Source organism: Mesorhizobium sp. CNPSo 4670 (assembly GCF_057784235.1).
This window is the reverse complement of the sequence record NZ_JBWJFQ010000004.1, coordinates 400,417-414,445: the sequence shown is the minus strand read 5'-3', so window position 1 is coordinate 414,445 and position 14,029 is coordinate 400,417. Positions and strand designations below refer to the sequence as shown.

11 protein-coding genes are annotated in these 14,029 nt (G+C 63.8%); 6 read left to right on the top strand and 5 right to left on the bottom strand.

The features are described from left to right. Positions 1-71 precede the first annotated feature (71 nt). Positions 72-1,514: an MFS transporter gene (locus tag AC0ZT5_RS10640; protein ID WP_488496415.1), complete on the top strand. Its 1,443-nt coding sequence runs from the start codon at positions 72-74 to the stop codon at positions 1,512-1,514. A 42-nt stretch (positions 1,515-1,556) separates the two neighbouring features. On the opposite strand, the gene AC0ZT5_RS10635 is transcribed toward AC0ZT5_RS10640, so the two are convergent. Next, positions 1,557-2,261, bottom strand: a complete 705-nt coding sequence (locus tag AC0ZT5_RS10635) for a nitroreductase (protein WP_457150426.1) — start codon at positions 2,259-2,261, stop codon at positions 1,557-1,559. Positions 2,262-2,465: 204 nt separating this feature from the next. On the opposite strand from AC0ZT5_RS10635, the gene AC0ZT5_RS10630 reads away from it, so the two are divergent. The 5 genes from AC0ZT5_RS10630 to AC0ZT5_RS10610 all read left to right on the top strand — a co-directional run bounded on the left by AC0ZT5_RS10630 (position 2,466) and on the right by AC0ZT5_RS10610 (position 10,107). Beyond that, the gene (locus tag AC0ZT5_RS10630; protein WP_488496414.1) at positions 2,466-3,029 is read left to right on the top strand and encodes a helix-turn-helix domain-containing protein; all 564 of its coding nucleotides are present in this window, start codon (positions 2,466-2,468) and stop codon (positions 3,027-3,029) included. Between the two features lie 101 nt (positions 3,030-3,130). Next, the gene (locus AC0ZT5_RS10625; protein WP_488496413.1) at positions 3,131-5,584 is read left to right on the top strand and encodes a GcvT family protein; all 2,454 of its coding nucleotides are present in this window, start codon (positions 3,131-3,133) and stop codon (positions 5,582-5,584) included. Further along, positions 5,581-6,486: a homocysteine S-methyltransferase family protein gene (locus AC0ZT5_RS10620; protein WP_488496412.1), complete on the top strand. Its 906-nt coding sequence runs from the start codon at positions 5,581-5,583 to the stop codon at positions 6,484-6,486. Before AC0ZT5_RS10625 ends, AC0ZT5_RS10620 begins: the two co-directional genes overlap by 4 nt. Then, positions 6,479-7,660: a pyridoxal phosphate-dependent aminotransferase gene (locus tag AC0ZT5_RS10615; RefSeq protein ID WP_488496411.1), complete on the top strand. Its 1,182-nt coding sequence runs from the start codon at positions 6,479-6,481 to the stop codon at positions 7,658-7,660. The genes AC0ZT5_RS10620 and AC0ZT5_RS10615 overlap by 8 nt, the downstream gene beginning before the upstream one ends. After that, positions 7,657-10,107: a GcvT family protein gene (locus AC0ZT5_RS10610; protein ID WP_488496410.1), complete on the top strand. Its 2,451-nt coding sequence runs from the start codon at positions 7,657-7,659 to the stop codon at positions 10,105-10,107. Before AC0ZT5_RS10615 ends, AC0ZT5_RS10610 begins: the two co-directional genes overlap by 4 nt. Before the next feature lie 45 nt (positions 10,108-10,152). Here AC0ZT5_RS10610 and AC0ZT5_RS10605 read toward each other — a convergent pair whose 3' ends face one another. From AC0ZT5_RS10605 to AC0ZT5_RS10590, 4 genes are read right to left on the bottom strand one after another with little or no spacing between them, the layout of a single operon-like run. Further along, positions 10,153-10,740: an NAD(P)H-dependent oxidoreductase gene (locus tag AC0ZT5_RS10605; protein ID WP_488496409.1), complete on the bottom strand. Its 588-nt coding sequence runs from the start codon at positions 10,738-10,740 to the stop codon at positions 10,153-10,155. After that, positions 10,740-11,321 (bottom strand): NAD(P)H-dependent oxidoreductase, encoded by a 582-nt coding sequence (locus AC0ZT5_RS10600; protein ID WP_488496408.1) that lies wholly within the window; start codon positions 11,319-11,321, stop codon positions 10,740-10,742. Before AC0ZT5_RS10600 ends, AC0ZT5_RS10605 begins: the two co-directional genes overlap by 1 nt. Then, a complete protein-coding gene (locus tag AC0ZT5_RS10595; protein ID WP_488496447.1) occupies positions 11,321-12,724 on the bottom strand; it encodes an FAD-binding oxidoreductase in 1,404 nt (467 codons plus the stop codon). The genes AC0ZT5_RS10600 and AC0ZT5_RS10595 overlap by 1 nt, the downstream gene beginning before the upstream one ends. Then, positions 12,724-14,025 (bottom strand): cytosine deaminase, encoded by a 1,302-nt coding sequence (locus AC0ZT5_RS10590; RefSeq protein ID WP_488496407.1) that lies wholly within the window; start codon positions 14,023-14,025, stop codon positions 12,724-12,726. Before AC0ZT5_RS10590 ends, AC0ZT5_RS10595 begins: the two co-directional genes overlap by 1 nt. Positions 14,026-14,029: the final 4 nt, after the last annotated feature.

The following is a 14,029-nucleotide window of genomic DNA, read 5'->3' as shown; positions in this document are numbered from 1 at the left end:
CGCCAGACCGGCCCAAGGGGTATCAAAAACCCGTCTCAGGCTCGGCACATTCGTTTGGTTCGAACATCCCCATGACCGCAGAAATATCCGCCGGCGCCACCGATCGCGCCGATGTGTCGGCCAGAGCCTTGCTCCTGCTGCCACTGACGGTTGCCTGCGGCGTCTTCATGACCAGCCTCGACCAGAATGTCGTGGTGACGGCGCTGCCCGGTATCGGCGAAAGCCTCGGTCGCCCGCCCAGCCAGCTCGGCCTGTTGATCACCGTCTATGTCGCCAGCCTGATCATCTCGATGCCGCTTGGCGGCTGGGCCGCCGACCGCTTCGGCCTGCGCAATGTCTATTGCTTTGCCTTGCTTGTGTTCGCCACCGCATCGGCCTTGTGCGGGTTGTCCGACAACATCTGGATGCTGGTCGGCGCCCGCGCGCTGCAAGGGTTCGGCGGCGCGCTGATGGGCACGCTCGGCCAGGTCGTCATCCTGCAGACCTTTCCGCGCAGCCGCACGCTGAAGATCAACATGTACATCTCGCTGGCCGGCCAGTCCGGGCCGCTGGTTGGCCCGCTCGTCGGTGGCGCGCTGACCACCTACATTTCCTGGCGCTGGATCTTCTTCATCAACGTGCCATTCGCCCTGGCAGCGGCTCTCCTTGCCGCCTCGCTGTTTCCGACAGTGACCAAGCCGGTGCGCACGCCGTTCGATTTTCCGGGCTTTCTGCTGGTCGGCAGCGGCATGGTGCTGCTGGTGTTCGGCATGGACTCGCTTGCCGCCAAGGACGCTGCCGGCAGCGTCATCGCCGGTGAACTGGCGCTCGCGCTCGTCATCCTGACCATTGCCTCGTTCTACTGCCTGCGCGTGCGCAATCCGCTGCTCGATCTCAAGCTCCTTCGCATCCGCACCTTCCGCATCTCGTTCCTGACCGGCGGCGGCCTGGACACGATCGGCCTCAGCTCGGTCGTCTTCCTGCTGCCTCTGATGTTCCAGCTCGGCTTCGGCATGAGCGCGGTGCAGGCGGGATCGCTGACTTTCGTAGCCGCGGTCGGTTCGGTGGCCATGCGCTTCTTCATGCCGCGTGTCCTCAACCGTTTCGGCTTCCGCCGCGTGCTGGTCTGCAACACGCCGATCGTCGCCGCCATGGTCGGTGGATTTGCCTTGATGCAGGCAACCACACCGGTGTGGATCGTGCTTGCCTACATCTTCGTCTTCGGCGTCTTCCGCTCCGCGCAATGGGCGTCGACCGGCAACCTCGCCTATTCCGACATCGCACCCGAGCAACTCGCCCGCTTCAGCGCGCTCTATTACATCCTGTGGCAGCTGGCCGTGGCGATCAGCGTCGGCCTCGCCGCCGCGGCACTGTCGTTTCTCGCCGGCGGCGGTCCGGCGATCGCCAACGATTTTCGGATCCTGTTCGTGATCGAGGGCGTCATCACGCTGTGCGCGCTGCTCGCCTATCTCAAGCTGACGCCGCAGGACGGCGCCCATGTCAGCGGCCACGGCGCGCAGATGAACACGGAATAGTGCTCGACGCCCAGTTGGCCGGTTCTGGCCAAGGCGGCCGGCTTACTCGCTGAACGTCACCCACTCTTCCAGCGGTACGCGGTCAGTGCGGAAGGCGTTTTCGGGTTTGGAAATGTCCTCATGGCCAAGCGCCATGCCGCAGACGACGATCTCCTCGTCGGGAATATTGAGCACCGGCCTGATCTGCCGGTGATAGGGGGCGAACGCCGCTTGGGGGCAAGTGTGCAAACCCCTGCCCCGCGCCGCGACCATGATGTTTTGCAGGAACATGCCGTAGTCGATCCATGAACCCTGGTTGAGCCGACGGTCGATGGTGAAGATCATGCCGACCGGCGCGTCGAAGAAGACGAAGTTGCGGTCGTGCTGGGCGCGCATCTTGTCGACCTCGCGGCGACCGATGCCGAGCGCGCCATAGAGCCCGAAGCCGTTGGCGCGCCGTCGGGTCAGATAGGGCTCGAAGAACTGGGTCGGATAGTAGCGGTACTCGTCCCAATCTGCCTTTTCGGCGCGGATGCCCGAGTTGAGGATGGCGTCGGTGATCTGCTGCTTGGTCTCGCCCTTGGTGACGTAGACCTTCCACGGCTGCATGTTGGTGCCGGATGGAGCGCGCGCCGCAACCGACAGAATGGCGCGGATGGTGTCGTCGTCGACCATGTCGGGCAGGAATGCGCGCACCGAGCGGCGCGACAGGATCGCCTCGTCGACAATCTCGGCCTCGTCCGCAATTCGGGTGTTCTTTTCAAGCATGGGCCGTCCTTTAACCCTCGTCTCGACCAGACGTCCCCACTCGCCGTTCGTGCCCGAGCCTTTGCATGAACCGCCAAAATCCTGCAAGCAAATCTTGAGCATCTGTGAAAATCCACTTGATTTTTTCATGAGCTTGATTTCTCATGAAATTCGGATGCAAATTTTCATGAAGTGAGCGTTTTGCCTTCACCTATCGCACGAACATTGCAGGGACCTGACGAACGCGTTCTGGCCGGCGATATCAGGGCGCTGCGCAAGGCGCGCGGGCTGACGCTTGCCGAGATCGGCCTGAAGCTTGGCCGTTCGGTCGGCTGGGTCAGCCAGGTCGAACGTGGCCTCTCGACGCCATCGCTCAGCGACCTCAGAGCCTTCGCTGAACTGTTCGGCGTGCCGATCAGCCTGTTCTTCAGCCATGAGGTGCCTGTCGAAAGCGAGCGTGGCGTGGTTGTGCGTGCCGGCAGGCGCCGCACGCTTGGCACAAGCGAATCCGGCCTGGTGGAGGAGCTTCTGTCGCCCGATCTCGGCGGTAGCTTCGAGATGGTGCGTTCGGTCTTCGCGCCGGGCGCGGAGCTGAAGACCGAGGCGCGCCGGCCGACCGAGGAGGCCGGATACGTCGCGTCGGGACTGTTCGACATCGAGATATCGGGCGTCTGGCATCGGCTAGGCGAAGGCGACTCCTTTCGCTTCGATGGCAAGCCCTACCGCTGGCGCAATCCGGGTACCGAGCCGGCGGTTGTCATCTGGGTGGTTGCGCCGCCAGTCTATTGAATGCATGTCGCCCAAAAGCGTGCAGCGGTTTGGGACAACGACAGGCATCAAAAACAAAAATGGAAAGCGCAACGCGCTTTGGGTTTGTCAGGGAGAAGAACATGGCGGGTTTGCCGAGCACGGCACGCGTGGTGATCATCGGAGGGGGTGCCGTCGGCACGTCCGCGCTCTATCATCTCGCCAAGGCGGGTTGGACCGACTGCGTGCTGCTCGAAAAGAATGAGCTGACCTCCGGCTCGACCTGGCATGCTGCCGGCAATGTGCCGACCTTCTCCTCGTCCTGGTCGCTGATGAACATGCAGCGCTATTCGACCGAGCTTTACCGCGGGCTGGCCGAAGCGGTCGACTATCCCATGAACTACCACGTCACTGGGTCGCTGCGCCTTGCCCATACGAAAGAGCGCATGCAGGAGTTCCAGCGCGCCAAGGGCATGGGCCGCTATCAGGGCATGGACATCGACATCGTTGGCGTCGACGAGATCAAACGCCGCTACCCGTTCATCGAGACGCATGACCTGAAAGGCGCACTCTACGATCCGAGCGACGGCGACATCGATCCGGCGCAGTTGACCCAGGCGCTGGCTAAGGGCGCGCGCGACATGGGCGCCAGGATCATCCGCTTCTGCCCGGTCACCGGCGTGCGCCGCGAGAATGACGAATGGGTGGTCGAGACCGCGCAAGGCGAAATCCGCTGCGAGATCGTCATCAATGCCGCCGGCTACCGCGCCGCCGAAGTCGGCAAGATGTTCGGCCGCGAGCTGCCGATGATGGTGATGAGCCATCAGTACATATTGTTCGAGGAAATCCCCGAGCTGGCGGCATGGTCGAAGGAACAGGGCAAGAAACTGCCGCTGCTGCGCGACGTCGACACCTCCTACTATCTGCGCCAGGAAAAGAACGGCATGAATCTCGGTCCCTATGAGCGCAACTGCCGCGCGCATTGGGCGACCCACAACGATCCGATGCCGGAGGACTTTTCCTTCCAGTTGTTCCCCGACGACCTCGACCGGCTGGAACATTATCTGGCCGATGCCGTCGCCCGCGTGCCGATCTTGGGCGCCGCCGGCCTGTCCAAGGTCATCAACGGTCCGATCCCCTATACGCCGGACGGCAATCCGCTGATCGGGCCGATGCCCGGCGTTCCCAAAGCCTTCGAGGCGTGCGTCTTCACCTTCGGCATCGCCCAGGGCGGCGGCGCCGGCAAGGTGCTGGCCGAATGGGTGACAGAGGGCCAGACCGAATGGGACATGTGGTCGTGCGATCCGCGCCGCTTCACCTCCTTTGCCGCCGCGCCGGACTATTGCGTCGCCAAGGGCATGGAGATCTACGGCAACGAATACGCCATCCAGTTCCCGCGCCATGCCTGGCCGGAAGGCCGTGATCGCAAGCTGTCGCCGATCCACGATCGCATCAAGGCGCTCGGTGCCCGCTTCGATGCCTATAATGGCTGGGAACGCGCCACCTGGTACGCAAAAGACGGCGACGACATCTCCGAGGAAGCGACGCTGACCTTCCGTCGCGAAGGGCCGTGGCACAATCGCGTCCGCGAGGAATGCCTGGCCGTCCGCGACGCGGCCGGCATCCTCGACCTGCCGGGCTTCTCGCGCTTCAACCTCGACGGCCCGGGTGCTGCCGAATGGTTGAGCCTGCAGGTCACCGGGCTGGTGCCGAAGCCCGGCCGCATCGGCCTCGTCTATTTCGCCGACGACAAGGGCCGCATCGTCACCGAAATGTCGGTCGTGCGCCATGATGAGAACCTGATGACGCTGATCACCGCGGCGGTCGCGCAATGGCATGATTTCGAATGGCTGAAATCGAAGATGCCCAAGGACGCGCCGTTCAGGCTGATCGACCGCACCGAGGAATTTTCCACCCAGATCCTGGCCGGGCCGAACTCGCGAAAAGTCCTCGCCGATGTCTGCAGCGCCGACCTTGCTCTGCCGTGGCTGACACATCAGGAGACGAAGATCGCCGGCCGCTGGGCGAAGCTGGTGCGCGTCTCGTTCGCCGGCGAACTCGGCTGGGAAATCCACACCAGGGTCGACGACACCGCAGCCATCTTTGACGCCATCTGCGCGGCCGGACAGCTGCATGGCCTGAGGCCATTCGGCATGTACGCGCTGGATTCGCTCCGGCTCGAAAAGGGCTACCGCACCTGGAAGGGCGACCTGTCGACCGACTATTCGATCCTCCAGGGCGGGCTTCAGCGCTTCGTCAAATGGGACAAGCCCGACTTCCGCGGCAAAGCGGCGCTGCAGAACGAGAAGCAACAAGGCGTGAAGAAGCGTTTCGTCACGCTGGTCGTCGAGAACCCCAGTGATTGCGACGCGCCCTACATGTCGACGCTGTGGCATGACGGCCAGATCGTCGGCGAAACGACGTCAGGCGGCTGGGGTCATCGGGTCGACAAATCGATCGCGCTCGGCATGCTGCGCGCCGATCTGGCGGAACCGGGAACAGCAATCGAGGTCGAAATCTTCGGCGACCGTTTTCAGGCGGTCGTGCAGAAGGATGAGCCTTTGTGGGATCCGAAGAACGAGAGGTTGCGCACGTGAAGAAAATCATCCTCACGGATGGCGGCATGGGCCAGGAACTGGTCCGCCGCAGCAAATCCGAGCCGACGCCGCTATGGTCGGCCAGGGTGCTGATCGACGAGCCGGACCTGGTGCGCGACCTGCACGCGGAATTTATCCGTGCCGGCGCCCGCGTCATCACCATAAACACCTATTCGGCGACACCCGAACGCCTGGCGCGCGAAGGCGCGGAAGACCTCTTCAAGCCATTGCAGAAGCGCGGCATCGAGCTTGCAAGGCAAGCCTGCGACCAGGCCGGCAAGGCAACCATCGCCGGCTGCCTGTCGCCGCTTTTCGGCAGCTATGCCGATGCGCTGACCATTTCATTCGAGGATACGCTCGACATCTACCGCCGCATCGTTGCCGAGCAGGCTGATGGCGTCGACCTGTTCCTGTGCGAGACCATGGCGTCCACCGAGGAAGCGCGTGCGGCCGTCACCGCGGCGTCGGAAAGCGGCAAGCCGGTGTGGGTTTCGTGGACGTTGGCCGATCATGGCAAGCCACGCCTGCGCAGTGGCGAGGCAATAGCCGCGGCGGCAGGCGCTCTAGACGGCCTGCCTGTGGCGGCGCGGCTGGTCAATTGTTGCCGGCCCGAAGCAGTCAGTGCGGCGCTGCCCGAGCTGATCGATCTCGGCGGCCTGGTCGGCGGCTATGCCAACGGCTTCACCTCGGTCGAAGCGCTCAAGCACGGCGGCACGGTGGATGTGCTGCACGCTCGCCACGACCTCGGTCCGGACGCCTATGCCGACCAGGCGATCGGCTGGGTGCAGGCCGGCGCGAACATTGTCGGCGGCTGCTGCGAAGTCGGACCGGCGCATATCGCCGCTCTGCGCGACCGGCTCGAACAGGCCGGCTATGAAATTTCGGGAGATATACATGCCTAGACCATCATCGCGCATTTCCGGCATCGTGCCTTCGGGCAAAGACGGATGGGAAGTCCATTCGGCCGCTTGGGCCCGCAGGGCGGCCGGCGAAGACATCATCATGCTGTCGGTCGGCGACCATGATTTCGACACGCCTTCGGAAGCGATCGAAGCCTGTGTGACAGCGGTTCGCGGCAGCAATCATCACTACACCCCGCTTCCCGGCCTGCCACGCCTGCGCAAGGCAATGGCGGCAGCCTCGAGCGCCTGTACCGGCGTCGAGACGACGCCGGATCAGGTCATCGCCACGTCGGGCGGCCAGGCCGCACTCTACGCCGCCGTGCAGGCTGTGCTCGACCAGGGCGACCATGCCATCGTGGTGGCGCCCTACTACGCCACCTATCCCAACACGTTCAGCGCCGCCGGTGCCAGTTTCACCGTGGTCGAGACACCGGCCGAGGATGGCTTCCAGCCGCACGCCGACATGATCCGCGCAGCACTTCGGCCGAACACGCGCGCCATTCTGATCAACACGCCGAACAACCCGACCGGTGCGGTCTATTCGCGGGAGCGGCTGGAACAGCTGGCTGAGATCTGCAGGGAGCACGACCTCTGGCTGCTGTCGGACGAGGTCTACTGGACACTGGGCGGCGGCGAGCACGTCTCGCCGCGCTCGCTGCCCGGCATGGCCGAGCGCACCCTGGTCATCAATTCGATGTCGAAGAGCCACGGCATGACCGGCTGGCGCATGGGCTGGCTGACAGGCCCCAGCGAAATGATCTCGCTGCTGACCAACCTCAATCTGGTGACGACCTACGGCCTGCCGGCCTTCATCTCGATCGCCTGCGCTGAGGCGCTCGAGAACCGTTATGGCGTCAAGGAGATCGCCAAACGCTACGCGGCGCGGCGCGCCGTCTTCCTCGACGCCGTGCGTGGCATGAACGATGTCACCGTGCGCGGTTCTGAAGGCGGCATGTACGTCATGCTCGACGTATCGGCCGTCGAACCCGACGACGAGAAATTCGCCTGGGCCTTGCTCGACAAGGAAAAGGTCGGCGTGATGCCCGGCTCCAGCTTCGGCGAGGCCGCCGCCGGCCACATCCGCATCAGCCTCTGCCAGCCGGAGCCCGTGCTGCAGGAAGCAGCGCTTCGGCTGCGCCGTTTTGCTTCCAGCTATCGCCGCGAGGCCGCATGACCGCCAAGGCCATCCCCACCAAGGCAAGGGCTGTCATCATCGGCGGCGGCGTCTCCGGCTGTTCGGTCGCCTATCATCTGGCCAAGCTCGGCTGGACCGACATCGTGCTCCTGGAGCGCAAGCAACTGACGTCGGGCACGACCTGGCACGCCGCCGGCCTGATCGGCCAGTTGCGCGGCTCGCAGAACATGACGCGGCTGGCGAAATATTCAGCCGACCTCTACGTCAAGCTGGAGGCCGAGACCGAGGTTGGCACCGGCATGCGGCAGGTCGGCTCGATCACGGTGGCACTAACCGAGGAGCGCAAGCACGAGATTTATAGGCAGGCGTCTCTCGCCCGCGCGTTCGATGTCGACGTGCGGGAGATTTCGCCGAATGAAGTCAAGGAGATATACCCGCATCTCAATGTGTCCGACGTCGTCGGCGCCGTGCATCTGCCGCTCGACGGCCAGTGCGACCCAGCCAACATCGCCATGGCACTGGCCAAGGGCGCGCGCCAGCGCGGCGCCACCATCGTCGAGAATGTGAAGGTGACCAAGGTCCATACCAAGGCCGGTCGCGTCACCGGCGTGTCCTGGGCGCAAGGCGAAGAACAGGGCACCATCGAGGCCGACATCGTCGTCAACTGCGCCGGCATGTGGGCGCGTGAGCTTGGCGCCCAGAACGGCGTCACCATCCCGTTGCACGCCTGCGAACATTTTTACCTCGTCACCGAGCCGATCCCAGGCCTCACCCGTCTGCCGGTGCTGCGCGTGCCGGACGAGTGCGCCTACTACAAGGAAGACGCCGGCAAGATGATGCTCGGCGCCTTCGAGCCGGTGGCCAAGCCCTGGGGCATGGACGGCATCCGTGAGGATTTCTGCTTCGACCAGTTGCCCGAAGACATGGACCATTTCGAGCCGATCCTTGAAATGGGCGTCAACCGCATGCCGATGCTGGCGACCGCCGGCATCCACACCTTCTTCAACGGTCCCGAGAGCTTCACCCCCGACGACCGCTACTATCTCGGCGAGGCGCCGGAGCTGTCCGGCTACTGGATGGCGACCGGCTACAACTCGATCGGCATCGTCTCCTCCGGTGGCGCCGGCATGGCGCTGGCGCAGTGGATCAACGATGGCGAAGCACCCTTTGATCTGTGGGAAGTCGACATTCGCCGCGCCCAGCCGTTCCAGAAGAACCGCCGCTATTTGAAGGAGCGCGTCTCCGAAACGCTCGGCCTGCTCTACGCCGACCATTTCCCCTATCGGCAGATGGCGACATCGCGCGATGTCCGCCGCTCGCCCCTGCATGAACATCTGAAGGCGCGTGGCGCCGTCTTTGGCGAAGTCGCCGGATGGGAGCGTGCCAACTGGTTCGCCCGTGACGGTCAGGAGCGCGAATACCGCTATTCCTGGAAACGGCAGAACTGGTTCGACAACCAGCGCGAGGAACATCTGGCGGTCAGGAACAAGGTCGGTCTTTTCGACATGACCTCGTTCGGCAAGATCCGTGTCGAGGGCCGCGATGCCTGCGCCTACCTGCAAAAGCTCTGCTCCAACGATATGGACGTGGCGCCGGGCAAGATCGTCTACACGCAGATGCTCAACCAGCGCGGCGGCATCGAAAGCGACCTCACCGTCTCGCGGCTGTCGGAAACGGCTTTCTTCCTTGTCGTTCCCGGCGCGACGCTGCAGCGAGACCTCGCCTGGCTGCGCAAGCATCTGACCGACGAGTTCGTGGTCGTCACCGATGTCACCGCCGCTGAAGCCGTGCTTTGCCTGATGGGGCCGGACTCACGAAAGCTGATCCAGAAGGTCAGCCCGAATGATTTCTCCAACGAAGCCAACCCGTTTGGGACGTTCCAGGAGATCGAGATCGGCATGGGCCTGGCCCGCGCCCATCGCGTCACCTATGTCGGAGAACTCGGCTGGGAACTCTACGTCTCGACCGACCAGGCAGCTCATGTCTTCGAGGCGATCGACGAGGCGGGTTCTGATGTCGGCCTGAAGCTCTGCGGCCTGCACACGCTGGATTCCTGCCGCATCGAAAAGGCCTTCCGGCATTTCGGCCACGACATCACCGATGAGGACAATGTGCTGGAAGCCGGCCTCGGCTTTGCCGTCAAGATGGCCAAGGGCGACTTCATCGGTCGCGATGCGGTGCTGCGGAAGAAGGAGGCCGGCCTGTCACGCCGGCTGCTGCAGTTCCGGTTGAAGGAACCGCAACCCCTGCTCTTCCACAACGAGGCGATCCTGCGCGACGGCAGGATTGTCGGCCCGATAACCTCGGGCAATTACGGTCATCACCTCGGCGGCGCCGTTGGGCTGGGCTATGTGCCGTGCCAGGGCGAGAGTGAGGCTGACGTGCTGAGTTCGTCCTATGAGATCGAAATCGCCGGCGAACGCTTCGCCGCGGAAGCATCGCTGAAGCCGATGTATGATCCGAAGTCGGAGCGGACGAGGATGTAGCGTCTTACCCTTCTCCCCGTTTCACGGGGAGAAGATGCTAATCCCTCAGAACCGCTCCAGCTTCGCCCGCACCTTGAGCAGAAACGCGGCCCGCGTCGCCGGCGTCGAGGCATCCATCAGATAGTGCGCCAGGAAGAAGGTCCGGCAGCGCGTCGCGCACAGCGCCCGCATGCCGCGCAGCAGGGTCTTGCGTCCGGGCTGGCCGACGACGACGCTCCACCAGGTCGGCGCACCGCAGGTGGTGATAACACCGACCTTGGTCACATGCGTCATCAGCGACTTGATCCGCCCCTTGCCCGCCGGCAGCTTGAAGGCGACGTCGGTCGCCCACACCCGGTCGAGCCAGCCCTTCAGCATCGCCGGCAACCCGTACCACCAGGTCGGATAGACGAACAGGATCGCCTCGGCCCAGTTGAGCAGCTCGAAATGCGGCTTCAGCGCCGGGTCTTGCGGCGCCTGGTCATTGTAGGAACGCCGCTCGTCGCAACCCATCACCGGGTCGAATTTCTCGGCATAGAGGTCGAGCAGCCGCACCTCCCAGCCCCGCGCCTTCAGCACGTCTACGGCAGTGTCGCGGATTGAAGCGCAAAAGCTTTCAGGCACCGGATGGCAGTAGACCACCAGCGCGCGCATCAGAATCTGTCCATGCTGGCCGCGACCTTGGTCATGAAGGCCGTTCGCGTCTCAATTGTCGACAGGTTCATCGCGTAATGCGCGAGATAGCTCACCGGCGCGCCCGGTTTTACCGTGGCGCGCAGCATGCGCTTGATCAGTCTGCGCGGTGGATCACCCATCAGCATCGCGCGGAACCGGCTGCCGCCATAGGTGGTCACCGCAGCGACCTTGACTATGTTGTGCAGCGATGGCTGCACCTTGCCGTTGACCAGCTTGAACGACACGCCGGGCAGAAAGACTCGATCGAAGAAGCCCTTAAGGATCGCCGGAAAGCCGTAGTTCCAGACCGGATAGGAAAGCGCCAGCGCATCGGCCCGCAGCAGACGCTCGACATAGGGCGCCACAGGGTCAGCGGGGCCGCGCAGATTGTGGTAGTCCAGCCGCTCCTGACGCGTCAGTCGCGGATCAAAATCCTCGGCGTAGAGGTCGCAATCGTCGACCGTATGGCCCGCTGCCGTCAGCCGCTCGACGATCACCCGGTGCAGGCCGGCGTTGAAGCTGGTCTCGACCGGATGGGCGTGGAGGACGAGAATGTTCATCAGCCTGCCTTTTGCAGCCCCTTGAACAGGAATGTCCGGCCCGAACGGTAGTCGTACTCCGGGTTTTCCCAGGCGATCATCTTGCCGGGGTTGAGCAGGCCTTGCGGATCGGTCTCGCGCTTGAAGGCAAGCTGCACCGCGTCGGTCTGCTTCATGCCGCCCTCTTCCAGCGTATAGCGGTGCGGGTTGAAGATCGGGCAGCCATTCTCCTCATGCAGGCGCACGATCTCGTCGAGCCGTTCCTCGGTGGTGAACTTGACCAGCGGCAGGCCAAAGCAGGTGATGTTGCCGTCCAGCCGCACGAATTCGAGATGCGAGAACACCTCGCCAGGAAACATTGCGTCCATCTTCTCGACCAGCGCCAGCTGGTTGGGAAAGGGATAGAGCGATTGCAGATAGGTGATCGAGGGGTCGACGCGCAGCGCCCTGAGCGTAGTGTGGTTCCAGGCCAGCTCATAGGCCGGCGGCAGGCCCTTCTTGTCCTCCGGCGTTGCTGTGGCGGCATTGAAGATCACCTCGCCACCGGTACGGCGGGTAAAGGCAAGGAAGGCGTCCAGCCCATGCTGTGCCACCATGACGACGCAGATGCTCTGCCCTTCCCTGAGGAACTTCTGGTGCCGCTTGAAATAGAGCTGCGGCACGGGTGCCGCTATCGGCGTGATCAGCTTGGTCAGGATGCCGTCCTGGCAAGCCAGCGCATTGCCATAGCGGGCCGCGTCCATGAAGGCGTCGAAGCCGACGATGACATCTACCCAGTCATAGGCTGATGTCAGCGGCATCTCGACTTCGGAGATGATGCCGTTGGTGCCATAGGCGTGGGTCACTTTGTGCAAATCCTCGCCGGTGAGTTCGAGCGCCTTCGGCTCGGCCTCCATGGTCACCACGCGCAGGCGAAGCACATTGCCGAAATCGCGCAGGCCGCCGAAATTGATCGAGCCAACGCCGCCCGAGCCACCGGCAATGAAGCCTCCGATCGAAGCCGTGTTGTAGGTGGAGGGCGACAGCCGGAGTTCCTGGCCGGAATGGGCCCGCGTTGCCTTGTCGATGTCGGCCAGAACCGCACCCGGTCCGGTCACCACGCGCCCCGGTGCGATCGACTTGATCTCGTTCATTTCGGCAAGATTGAGCACCACGCCGCCGGAGAGCGGCATGGCCTGGCCGTAGTTGCCCGTGCCGCTGCCGCGCGGCGTCACCGGCACGCCATGCTTGTGGCAGGCCGCAAGCACGCGGATCAGCTCGGCCTCGCTCTTCGGCGTCACGATCAGGTCGCCGGTGATATGATCGAGCTGCTGCTTCAGCACCGGGCTGTACCAGTAGAAGTCGCGGCTCTTCTGCTGGACGATGGCCGGATTGTCGTCGAGCTTCAGCCCGTCGAGATCGCGTTTGAGCGCCGAAACATCCATCATTCCACCATCAGCTCGTCGAGTTCGGCATAGTCGGGCAATTGCCGGTCGATCGCGCGCCCGCTGCGCACGACGATGCGATCCGATTCGGGCCGCGACAGCAATTCCGTCCAGCTCCTGCCCTTGAACACGACGAAGTCGGCATCACCGCCATTGGTAAGCATACCGAAACCCTCAAGCCGCATCACCTTGGCGGGCGTCGCGGTGATCGCTTGCGGCCAATCGGCGACCGGATGATCGAAATGCAGGATGCGCGTCGCCATGCGGTAGACCTCCAGCATGTCGAGATCGCCATAGGCATAGAACGGGTCGCGCGTGTTGTCGGAAGCAACGGCGACCGGAATGCCCCGCGCCTTCATCTCGTGCAGCAGCGTCACGCCGCGCCAGCGCGGCGTGGTGCGGTCAGCGCGCCGGTCCTGCAGATAGAGATTGCACATCGGCAGCGACACGATTGCGAGCCCGGCCTTCGCCACCTTGTCCAGCGTGTCGAGCACATCGAGGTCGGGCTGGCGCGCCAGCGAGCAGCAATGGCCGACGAGGATGTTGCCCTCGAAGCCGTTCCACAGTGCCGCCTCGGCGATCTTCTTCAGCGAGATCGCGGCGATGTCGTCGGTCTCGTCGGCATGGAAATCGAGATCGAGCCCATGCGCGATCGCTTGCGCGAAGACATGGTCGAGCAGCTCTTCCAGGTCCGGCACCATATAGGTGACGACACCGAGAACACCCTTGGCCGCGGCAACCCTTTTTGCCAGCCTGTCGAACCATTTTTTGTCGCGTACGCCCTCGATGCCGATCAGGCAGGCGCCCTGCAATTCGATGCGGCCGCGCCATGTCTCGCGCATCGTCTCGAACACCGGCCAGGAGATTTCCTCCTGCGGCGCGACGCTGTCGAGATGAGTCCGCAGCGCCCTGGTGCCATGCGCGTAGGCTGAGCGCAGCGAGAAATCCATGCGCCGCGCCACGTCCTCGGCGCTCCAGCGCGCGGCGCGGTCGGCGCCGGTTGCATTCAGCGCGCCCATGAAGGTACCGTCGGGATTGGGTTTTCGCGGCCAGATATGGCCCTTGTCGATATGTGTATGGCAGTCGACGAAGCACGGCAGGATGATACGGCCGGCGAGGTCGACAGCCCCCGCCGGCGCCGCTGCACGGCCATGCGCGGCGATAGCGGAAATCTTGCCATCGGCGACAGCGATGTCCGCAAGCGCAAAGCCATCGCTGTCGAAAGCAGCGGTGAATCCCGGCGTCAGGGACGCGTGAAGCCGGGCGTTGGCGAGGCGGTAGGAACCTGTGTTCGGTACCAAGGAA